The sequence below is a fragment of the Psychromicrobium xiongbiense genome (assembly GCF_030271165.1).
Taxonomy (GTDB): Bacteria; Actinomycetota; Actinomycetes; order Actinomycetales; family Micrococcaceae; genus Renibacterium; species Renibacterium xiongbiense.
Genome location: NZ_JASSZH010000045.1, coordinates 24058 through 31926 on the forward strand (window position 1 = coordinate 24058; position 7869 = coordinate 31926).

8 protein-coding genes are annotated in these 7869 nt (G+C 59.4%); 4 read left to right on the forward strand and 4 right to left on the reverse strand.

Going from position 1 to position 7869, the window contains the following annotated elements; translation table 11 throughout:
- Nucleotides 1-2 precede the first annotated feature (2 nt).
- The 3 genes from QQM37_RS14440 to QQM37_RS13765 form a co-directional block, all read right to left on the reverse strand.
- Entirely contained in the window at nucleotides 3-263 is a 261-nt protein-coding gene (locus QQM37_RS14440; RefSeq protein WP_337250257.1) for a hypothetical protein, read from the reverse strand.
- Nucleotides 264-332: 69 nt separating this feature from the next.
- Complete coding sequence (locus QQM37_RS14445; protein ID WP_337250258.1) at nucleotides 333-845, reverse strand: hypothetical protein; 513 nt, start codon at nucleotides 843-845, stop codon at nucleotides 333-335.
- Between the two features lie 88 nt (nucleotides 846-933).
- On the reverse strand, nucleotides 934-2346 hold the full coding sequence (locus QQM37_RS13765; protein ID WP_285728184.1) for an MFS transporter: 1413 nt from the start codon (nucleotides 2344-2346) through the stop codon (nucleotides 934-936).
- Between the two features lie 74 nt (nucleotides 2347-2420).
- Between QQM37_RS13765 and QQM37_RS13770 the strand changes: the two genes are divergently transcribed.
- From QQM37_RS13770 to QQM37_RS13785, 4 genes are all read left to right on the forward strand, one after another.
- The gene (locus QQM37_RS13770) at nucleotides 2421-2885 is read left to right on the forward strand and encodes a winged helix-turn-helix transcriptional regulator (RefSeq protein WP_285728185.1); all 465 of its coding nucleotides are present in this window, start codon (nucleotides 2421-2423) and stop codon (nucleotides 2883-2885) included.
- Nucleotides 2886-3013: 128 nt separating this feature from the next.
- Entirely contained in the window at nucleotides 3014-3637 is a 624-nt protein-coding gene (locus tag QQM37_RS13775; protein ID WP_285728186.1) for a putative immunity protein, read from the forward strand.
- 225 nt (nucleotides 3638-3862) lie between these two features.
- A complete protein-coding gene (locus QQM37_RS13780; RefSeq protein WP_285728187.1) occupies nucleotides 3863-5470 on the forward strand; it encodes an SIR2 family protein in 1608 nt (535 codons plus the stop codon).
- A gap of 23 nt (nucleotides 5471-5493) precedes the next feature.
- Complete coding sequence (locus QQM37_RS13785) at nucleotides 5494-6612, forward strand: beta family protein (RefSeq protein WP_285728188.1); 1119 nt, start codon at nucleotides 5494-5496, stop codon at nucleotides 6610-6612.
- On the opposite strand, the gene QQM37_RS14540 is transcribed toward QQM37_RS13785, so the two are convergent.
- A complete protein-coding gene (locus QQM37_RS14540; RefSeq protein WP_420030176.1) occupies nucleotides 6581-7111 on the reverse strand; it encodes a sce7726 family protein in 531 nt (176 codons plus the stop codon). The genes QQM37_RS13785 and QQM37_RS14540 overlap by 32 nt on opposite strands.
- Nucleotides 7112-7869: the final 758 nt, after the last annotated feature.

Genomic DNA, 7869 nt, shown 5'->3' on the forward strand with positions numbered 1-7869 from the left:
GCTCACCCTTGTACTCCGGGAACGGCAGTGGAGAGCGCGACGACGAGGTCATCGTCCGCGAGAAGCAGTCCGACGGTTTCCCCGATGAGCAGCCGCATGAGCACTCCGCGGCCTGCGTTTGTGGCGGCGTACATGGGTTCGGGTTCGCCGAGCATCGCTTTCAGCAGGACCATCCACGATGTGACGGGGATGTCGAGCAGTACCCGGACTTGCTTGTCGCGACGGAGAGATTCGTACGCTGAGGAGCGTGCGCCGGTGCGCATGAGGGCGTCGCAGATCTGCTCTACCCCGCTCTGCGCGACATCGTCAGGCCAGCCGAGCAGGACGAGGAGTTAGATAGCTCGTGCCACGGCGACAAGCACCGGCGTCGATGTGTCGCCGCTCTCCTCGGCGCGGTTGTATTGCTCGTCGATCGTCTTCAACAACGGATGGTCGTCCACGATGGGATATGCGCGGGTGCTGAACCGGTCCGGGTCGTGGAACGAGGAGACGTGCGGTCGTCGTGCCTGGTGGACGGAGCAGAGGAGTCCTTGGGCTCGCTTCTCGTAGATGCAGGTGATCCGCACCGCGTGCGTGATCACGCCCCACGGATCATGCGCCTCCCGCACGGATCGGGTGCGCATCGCATCGAACGCCGCCGAGACGGCCTCCCACGGGTCGAGTTCATGCCGACGAGCCAGGGCCGCGTACTTGTCGTGAACGTACTCCATGAGGTCAGCGGCGGCGGGGTCGTGCGCCCAGGCTCCGTCTCCGGCGTCGTGGAGTCGGTGGAGTTCGCGTCGGAGTTCTTCGCTGCTGAGAAGCGCTTGGGGTGTCGGCCGGTTGTTAGGGGTCGATGTGGTCATGATGCTGTTTCCTCCTTGCAGGTCAGTGCGTCTTGCCGCACGAATCCGCTGACGTTGCCGGAGTGAGAGCATCATGACCGGTCACCGGCTAGCTTCTTCTGGTGATGCTGCGTTGGCGCACGAGGGTGGCGACGCCGAAGACGAGTGCGAGGACGGCGGCGATGGCGGGGACGGTGAGAGCGCGTTGGTAGTCCCCGAGGGTTGTGGTGTCGTTGTGGCTGCCGACGAGGGTGATCGTGGCGAGAGAGACACCGAGGGCGGCACCGAATTGGAATCCGGTGTAGACGACGCCTCCGGCGACGCCGTGCTGTGATTCGTCGACTCCTTCGACAGCGGCGGCTGTGAGGGGTCCGTAGATGAATGCGAATGCGATGCCGAGGAGCAGGAGCGAGGCCAGAAGGTCGAAGTAGCCGGAGGAGTCGTCCAAGCGGAGGGTGAGGAGGAACGCTGCGGCGACGGCGACGAGGCCGACGATCATGACGGGCACGTTCCGGAACTTGGCGACCAGTCGTGGGGTGAGCGCGGGAGCGATGAAGAGTTCGATGCCCATCGCGGCGAAGGCGAGCCCGGTGGGCAGGGGTCCCCAGCTGAGGTGCTGTTGTAGGAACAGGGTGAGGAGGAACTGCCAGGAGAAGAATGCTCCGATGAACAGCAGTCCGACGATGCTGGTCCAGGGCAGGAGGCCTTTGCTGAGGACGCCGGTGGGGATCAGTGGGTCGGAGACGCGGCGTTCGAGAAGGAAGAACCCGATGAACAAGACTGCAGCGGCCGCGAAGGCGATCACGCCGAGGAGATCGCCGGGGTTTTCTCCGATGGTCACGATGCCGTAGATGAGCGCGACCATCGCTGCGGTGAGCGTGATGGCTCCGCCGACGTCGAAGCGTCCGCGGGGTGCGTCGGCGGTATCGGCCGTGCGGGCGATGAAGATTGCTCCGGTGATGAGGAAGATCAGGCCGATCAGGGCGGGGGCGAAGAACACCCATCGCCAGCCGAGTGAGGTGAGCAGGCCTCCGGCGACGACGCCGAGGAGGAACCCGGATGCGCCGATCGCGCCGTAGATGGCGAGTGCTTTGTTGCGGCGTGGCCCTTCGGGGAAGCTGGTGGTGAGGAGGCTGAACCCGGCTGGCGTCATGAATCCTGCGGTTGCGCCGGTGATGAAGCGGACGGTGATCAGTAGCCAGGCGTCTTCGGCGAAACCACCGACGATGGAGAAGGCGATGAAGATGCCGAGGGAAATGAGGAACACTCGGCGGCGGCCCATCAGGTCTGCGACCCGGCCGCCGAGGATCATGAACCCGGCGTAGGCAAGGACATAGGCGCTGATCACCCAGTGCGCTGAGCCGGTGGCCAGACCGATGTCGGCGGCGATGCTGGGGACGGCGACGTTGAGCATCGCGATGTCGATGCCTTCGAGGAACAACGCACCGGTCACCGCCGCCAGCACACCCCACGCGCCCCGTGCTTCAACGGGCGTATCGGTGGGGACCTTCGATCCAGTCACAAAACTCTCCTTGGTCACACAAAAAGTCTCAGTTACTACTTGTAACCACTTCAAGGATCAGTCAGCATGGAGAGATGACACAAGAAGGCACTTTGACGTCACTCGGTTCCCTGGAAGGAACCGACCAGGCAGAGGTCTGCTGCTCCGGCGGGCGGGACGCTTTCCAGTGGGACGTGCGCGAGGACTGCGAGGTCCGGCAGATCCTCGACCGGGTCGCGGACAAGTGGTCGCTGCTGGTGATCTCGCTGCTGGAAGAGAAGACCATGCGCTTTGGCGAGCTGGGACGCGAGATCGACGGCATCAGCAAACGGATGCTGACCGTGACGCTGCGCAACCTCGAACGAGACGGCATCGTGCACCGCCAGATGTATCCCGAGATCCCACCGCGCGTGGAGTATCGGCTCACCCCGCTGGGGGGAACCCTGCTCGGTACCATCCAATCCCTCGTCGCGTGGACCGAAGTTCACCAACCTCAGATCATGGAAGCCCGCGCACGCTTCGACGCCGAACAACCCGAACCAGCTACCGCGAAGCACTGAAACCCGACACCACCAACACACTCGACGGCCTCGCCGACGGATGAGAAGCCTGTCATCACCGAAGTACCGTTTTGAGCTGCCACGCGTCTTGCAATCGAGGTTTCCGCGCGTGCTGAGAGAATCGAACCATGGCCTCCCCGCAGACACTTGACGACGCCGATCGGCGACTCGTCGCGTTGTGGGCAGCGGAGTGCGCGGAGCGCGTTCTGCCGCTGTTCGAGGCCGAGGCTCCGGAAGATGATCGCGCGAGGGATGGGATCGAACGTACCCGTGCTTACGGTCGCGGTGAGCTTGATGCCGCTGGCGAGATCAAGCGGAGATTCGACGCCGGGCGTGCGGCGCAATCGGTGAAGACACCTGCCGCGGTAGCAGCCGCTCGGGCTGCCGGACAAGCTTCGGGCGTTGCCCATATGGGAGCTCATGCTCTCGGTGCTGCCGCGTACGCGGCGAAGGCCACTTCCCTTGTGGCAGTAGTCGATCAGCAGACCGCACGCCGTGATGAGGTTCGCTGGCAGATCGACCACATGACGCCCGACGTTCGTGCGGCACTGAGGAGACTGCCCCTGCTCGGAGAGAACTCGTCTGGACCGCTGGGCGGCGGTCTCCTGGCGTCGGGAGTGCTCGCCGTGACGATCCGCGAGATCCAGTCAGAGCTGTCCCGCGAGTCCGTCTCCGACCGATCTGTCGGGGTCCGAAACCTCGATCTGCAAGAGGCATGGCAGCTCAGAGCGAGGGCTCAGACTGCCACTTGAGGTGCGGACGAGAGCCGCTGAGGGGTCGTCTCGATGGGATCCTACGCCTCTTCTGAAAGACATGTGATGCGCACAAAACGCGGCTCGGAGACGACGAGCGCTGCTTACTGCAAGGCCACTCAGCCAGGGCACCGGTTCTCGTGTCGAAGCCGCGGGGCACTTCGTAAACACTTCCGGAGTGTCAAAGCTGGTTTCCGGTTGTCGAGAGGGAATCGATGCCAAGATGTGGGTACATCCAATGTCAATGAGATCTGGAGGCCAGACATCGGCGCGATAGACGATCTAGAAGCACATCTCAGAGCGCATGCCAGTGCCCCGCTTCTGTTCGTTGGTTCAGGCATGTCGCGGAGATATCTCAAGCTTCCTGACTGGGAAGGTTTGCTTCGGCAGCTCGCTTCCTTAACGGAGCGTCCTTATGGCTACTTTGTGACAGCCGGTGACGGTCGACCTCCAGCTATTGCGACCGCTATCGCAGAGGCACTTCGAGAGAAATGGTGGGCAGACAGAAAATTTGAAGAAAGTCGTTCAGAGTTCGGTGATTCCCTCGGTACTCGTGAAGGTCCGTTGAAGGTTGAGGCCGCGAAACTAACGAGAGAATCTTTATCCAATCTCCCCACTGAAGGCGATCTCGCGAAGGAGATTGAGGCGCTCAAGAAGTCGGTTGTCGACGCAGTAATAACAACCAATTATGACCAGCTATTGGAAACAGTGTTCGAGGATTTCAGGCCGTACATTGGTCAGGACGAACTACTCTTTTCAGATCCGCAAGGCGTCGGCGAGATCTATAAGATCCATGGAGATGAAGCGTTCCCGGAGTCAATGGTTCTTACCGAAGGTGACTTCGGGCAGTTCGAAGAACGCAACCCATATCTCGCGGCCAAGCTTTTAACCCTATTCGTCGAGCATCCTGTGATATTCCTCGGCTACTCGCTCCAAGATCCCGATATCACGTCCATCCTTGTTTCTTTTGCAAGGGTTCTTACCAAAGAGAACCTTCAACGACTCGAGGGGAATCTCATTCTTGTCGAGTGGGACGCCGATCAACGTACGCCTCAAATAACCCGAGGTATTGTGTCGTCCGAAGGCTTCTCTGTACCGGTAAAGATTCTTCGTCTTGCAAGCTTCATTGAACTATTTGAAATGCTCGGAAGGCTTGAGCACAAGTTTTCGGCAGCAGTCCTCCGGCGGCTTAAGCATCGCGTGTACGAGCTGGTGCGCAGCAATCAACCGTTAGATCGTCTGTATGTCGATAATATCGAGAATGCCCCGAGCCAGGATTTCGATGTGGTCATAGGTGTCGGCATGGAAGCCAGATTGAGCGATCAAGGCTACCTGGGTATCCAGCGCCGTGATCTTCTGTTGGACGTGCTAAACGAGCATTCAGCGTACAACGCAAGAAGGATAGTTGGCGGTACGTTACCAGCGCTTCTTCGACAGACTGGCCTAACACCCATCTATAGGTACCTTCGAGAAGACGGGCTGCTCGACGCTAACGCCGAACTTATTCCCGGAACTGATGTCGATGCGAAGATCGTCAACAAAGTTTCCCTTGGAGACGAGCCTTTCCACGTTCCGTTATCAACCGCGGCGCGAGCCAGAAGAATCGCCACCGAATCAGGGAATACCCTCAAAGGACTTATAGAGTCGCAGTCGTGTAGCGTCACCCTTGCCACCGCTCCCGTTCTTCCTACTGACGGATTCACTCTTGAAGAGCTTCGACGATACCTCGTCGAGACCAGTGAGGTTTTTGATCGCGACATCACTGATCGCGCGAATTGGACTCGGCTTGTTGGTCGGTACGACTACCTACGCTTTGGCCTGTTGGGCAAGTAGGAGAATTAGAAAGGGATAGCAAAGTGGCTAGCACCAATGCACGAGAGTGCCTCATCTCAGCGTTCGATGGATATCACTACGTTCCCGTTCTTTATGCGCGGGCCGCCGAGACATCGGCTATAGCGAGCTTACCGACAGACGCAGAAGGGCAGCTATCGCCAATCTGGGTTATTCCCCCTGTCGCCACGGACCCCAAGACCGAGGAGCCGAAGAAGACTCGCAGTGAGCACGTCACTGATGTTGGTAAGTCTTTGCTCAAATCGTGGGGTAGCGGTCCTGCATTCGTCGATACCCATCAGTATGTGTTGTCCGAAAAGAACCGCCAGGGGGTTGTCTCGGAAGCGTTGGAGACCTTCGAACGGCTGGGACTGAAGCTGGTACCAGTGTTTCGCGATGGCATGTCGCTCCAGGAAGCGGCGGAACTGTTCGATTTCGCGTTCACGCATAATCGCGACATCTGCCTTCGCTTGAGCGGTGCGGTTTGGGCAGGGATTGGTACGCCCGCTGGCGACGCGGAGTTTGCTCACCTAGTTTCTTTGACGGGAGCTAAAGCTAAGGACATCCACTTGGTGATCGATTTGCAGGATCAGGTCGCCAACCCCGCAAGTGTTTCCGCGGTCGCAGTTCGGGGTGCTATGAGTCAGCTTGAAGATGCTGAAGAATGGCGGACACTGACACTTCTGGGAACCGCGATGCCAGGGACGACGGCAGAGGTTGGTCGTAACGGAACGGCAGAGATTCCGCGCTCTGATTGGATGATGTGGAAACTGGTTCGCGAATCGCGTATCCGGAAGATGTCATTTGGTGATTATGCGGTTCAGAGCGTTGATTCGCTCTCGACGTTCAATCCTCTATATATGCAAACGGCAGCACAAATGCGCTACACAATAAGCAACGCCTGGTTTGTTGCGAGGGGTACAAGTACTCGCTCGGGTGGGTTCAAGCAGGCTCATGATCTGGCGAAGAAGATCACGGAACATGCCGAGTTCTCAGGCCGAGACTTCTCTAGTGGAGACGAGTGGTTAGCGAATTGCGCGGTGAAAGCATCGACCTCGGGAAACGCGACTACATGGAGGACTGCAACAACTAACCATCACCTAGTCATGGTGGTTAGGCAGCTCGCCAATCTTCGCGGTGCGTGAGACGATTTCGCACTCGCGATTTTAAGTCTCTCTTTGAAAGGTGGCCTGGAGCTGCACCGGACAGTCTCTCCCAGAGGACGGACTTGTTGGCGCTCCGAACGCCGTGATGAAGACCCAAATCAGTCAATTCATCTAGAACTTCATCGCGCCAGAGAAGCTGTACGAGGGCGTGAGTGCTGGCGTTGGGGTTTACCCGCGATGCTCGTCGTTGAATAAATCTCGGAGTTCCGCGGGCTGTTGTCATCTCTAGGATTCCCCACCAATTTGGGATTGTTTGAGCGGCGTGGTCGAGATGCTTATGTTCGAGTGCGATGAACATCCGATCAAACACACAGCCGTACGCCGCCTGTTGCTGCGGCAATCGAGCCAGTGTGTCGTTAGCCGTCTTTATCTCAAAACCGACCATGCTGTTCCCAATGACCGCAATGTCAACCCGAGCACTTTGTTGTGGGAGCGCGAGCTCGTGGACCACGCGATGCTCACCGGACGCGTGATACATCTTAGTGATGTGGCTTGTGAGGTGTTCTCGGAACTCGTTTTCGCGCACGCTCTATCGTAACCAGACGCGGGCCTCCGCGACGTGGAAGGCGACGGCGGTGTTTGCGGACTCTGCGCAAAGTTTCGTGGACCGCGCTAGCGGGGCCTCCAGCGGACCCGCTAGCGCAGAGGGACCCCATACTCAACGCGATCACGCTTCATGGTGCCGCGTCTTCTCCCACACCGTCATCCGGCTCACCTCGAACCGCCTGGCGATCGACATCACGCTCTCACCGCTCTCGCGGGCCGTGTGAATCGCGTCTAGCTGCTTGGCCGTCAGAGGCGTTCGACTCCGTCTCTTTGGTTCCGTGACCGCCCCAGCGAGTCCAGAATCGGCCGTCGAGCCCGACGACCCGAGATCCCGTTTCGCCAGTTCCCACACGGCTTCGAGCCGTTCGACGCGCTTCCACTCATGTGGTTGGAGTCTGCCCCGGTCCACCATTGAAGACGTACTAGAACACCCGACATGGGCACGCAGACACTGATTGCGATTCCTGTTACACTGGCTCCATCATGATCGGCCCGCTCGCCTCACGGCTCGGGCCGATTTTCTTTTCCGGAGGTGCCAACGATGGACTACGTCAAGCCGTGGCGTCCGGTAGATGATCAGATCGACAAGCTCATCGCACGCGGGTCCTGAACAGGTATCGCGGAGGTACCTGGATCGAAGACGCTGCTCGGCTCCTCAACTTCGACCGCGAACTTCGGCTACTCGTGCTC